Source organism: Paraburkholderia fungorum, assembly GCF_046026025.1.
GTDB classification, from domain to species: domain Bacteria; phylum Pseudomonadota; class Gammaproteobacteria; order Burkholderiales; family Burkholderiaceae; genus Paraburkholderia; species Paraburkholderia fungorum_E.
On sequence record NZ_JAQQFL010000078.1, the window covers coordinates 1 to 2,670 of the forward strand.

Annotated in this window: 1 protein-coding gene; it reads left to right on the forward strand. The window is 63.1% G+C overall.

Going from position 1 to position 2,670, the window contains the following annotated elements; genetic code table 11:
- Nucleotides 1–9: 9 nt before the first annotated feature.
- The coding region (locus PQR67_RS38045) for a condensation domain-containing protein (RefSeq protein WP_408467925.1) at nucleotides 10–2,670 on the forward strand (2,661 nt) is incomplete at its 3' end.

Genomic DNA, 2,670 nt, shown 5'->3' on the forward strand with positions numbered 1-2,670 from the left:
TGCGGGGCAATGTTCGATCGTGATGCGCCGCTTGAGCACGCGCTCTCAATTGATGCCCGGGTATTCGACGCCAGGCTTTCCGTGCAGATCAGCTACAACGGTGCGCAGTTTTCTGCGTCGACCATCGACGAGTGCGCCGACGCATTCGAACGTGAACTGCGCGAAATCGTTGCCCATTGCGTGAATGCGACGCCGTCCGCGACGCCGTCCGACTTCCCGTTGGCGCTTCTGGATGCCACGCAGCTTGCTGCATGGCCGATGCCGCTCGATGGTGTCGACGATATCTACCCACTGTCGCCAATGCAGCGCGGTATGTTGTTCCACTCGCTCTACGCGCCGGGCGACGGCGCATACGTGAACCAGATTCGCATCGATATCGATGCGCTCGACAGCGAGCGCTTTCGTGCCGCGTGGAACACGGCGGCGCAGCGTCACGACATTCTGAGGACCGGCTTCGTTCAGCATGGCGACGGCTGGTTGCAATGGGTCGCCAGGACCGCGAGCTTACCGTTTGCCGAGTACGATTGGCGCGACGCGGGCGATTCCAGCAGCGTCGCGGAGAAACTCGACGCGCTCGCGTTGCGCGAGCGCACCGGCGCATTCGATTTCGCATGCGGTCCGTTGCATCGGCTGACGCTGGTGCGAACCGGCGACGCGCGTCATCATTTCATCTGGACGCATCATCACGTGCTGCTCGATGGCTGGAGCGTCTCGGCACTGATCGGCGAGGTGCTGCGCGACTATAGCGGCGAAGCTTCGCAGGCGGTGGTGACGGTGACCGGACGGAGCGCCCGCTATCGCGAGTACATCCGTTGGCTGCAAGCGCGCGACAACGACGCGAGCGAAACATTCTGGCGCGCGCAACTTGCAGCGCTCGATCAGCCGGGCCGCTTGACGGCATTGGCCGAAAACGGGTCGTCGGAGCGGGATGTGTCAGATGCCGATGCCGACTCGCAAGGCGAGCTTCGCGTCGAATTCGACGCTGCAACGACAGTCCGATTGTCCGCATTCGCCCGCGAGGAGCGCATTACGCTGAACACGCTGGTGCAGGCCGCATGGGCGTTGCTGCTGCATCGGCACAGCGGACAGAAAGCGGTCGTGTTCGGTGCGACCGTCGCGGGTCGTCCGGCTGATCTGCCGGGCGCCGAGCAGATGCTCGGTCTGTTCATCAACACCTTGCCAGTGGTGGTGACGGTGGACGCGACAGCGAGCGTGGGCGACTGCTTGCGTGAGATGCAGACGCGTGCGCTGGCATTGCGCGAGCATGAACATACGCCGCTGAACGACATCCAGCGCTGGGCAGGCGTGACTGGACAGCCGCTGTTCGACAGCATCGTCGTGTTCGAAAACTATCCCGTGGATGAAGCGCTGCAAGATGCCGCGCCGGGTGGACTGCGCTTTAGCGAATTGCGCAATCGGGAGCAGACGAATTATCCGTTGACGATCACGGTGATGCCCGGCGATACGCTGAAAATCGACTGGACGTTTGCTCGTGAAAAGCTGTCGACGGCGAGCGTTCACGCGCTGGCCCGACAGTTCGAGGCGGTGCTGAACGCAATGATTGCGGACGCGTCGTCTGCGGTCGGCGAAGTTGCGTGGCTCGATGCCGATGCGCGGCGTGAAGTCGAAGCGTTTAGCCGTTGCGATGCGGACTATGGTGAGACGTTGCCGGTGCATCGCGTCATCGAGGCGCAGGTTCGCAGCACGCCGGATGCGCAGGCCGTGCTGTTTGGCGATACGGCGCTGACGTACGCCGAGTTGAACGCACGTGCGAATCAACTGGCGCACCGGTTGTCGGCGCAGGGTGTGGGCCCGGATGTGCGGGTGGGGATTGCAGTCGAACGGTCGGTCGAGATGGTGGTGGGGCTGCTCGCGATCATGAAAGCGGGGGGCGCCTATGTGCCGTTCGACCCGTCGTATCCGGCTGCGCGACTCGCGTACATGATGGCCGACAGCGGGATTTCCCTGCTGCTGACGCAGCGCAGGGTGCGCGATGGGCTGCCCCTGTCGGATGCGATCGAGGTGCTCGAACTGGATGCACTCGATCTTGCCAGCGAACCGTTGCATAACCCGGACGTCGAATTGCATGGCGAAAACCTCGCCTACGTCATCTACACGTCGGGCTCAACCGGTCAGCCCAAAGGCGCAGCGAACCGCCATAGCGCGCTGTACAACCGTCTGGTGTGGATGCAGCAGGCGTACGCGCTGGATGCCACGGACACGGTGCTGCAGAAGACACCGTTCAGCTTCGACGTCTCGGTCTGGGAGTTCTTCTGGCCGCTGATGACGGGCGCGCGTCTGGCAGTCGCCGCGCCGGACGATCATCGCGATCCGCAGAAACTGGTTGAACTGATCGAACGTCATACGGTGACGACACTGCATTTCGTGCCGTCGATGCTGCAGGCGTTCATTGCTTACGAAGGCGCGCAGCAGTGTAGTGGCCTCAGGCGCGTGATCTGCAGTGGCGAGGCGTTGTCCACGGAGCTGAAGGACCGTGCCTTGGCCGCGCTGCCGGAAGTCGGGCTCTACAACCTGTACGGACCGACGGAAGCGGCCATCGACGTCACGCACTGGAGTTGCCTGGCGGACGACACGGTCACGCCAATCGGGCGTCCCATCGCGAACGTTCAGACGGTCGTGCTGGATGCATCACTGAACATGACGCCTGTG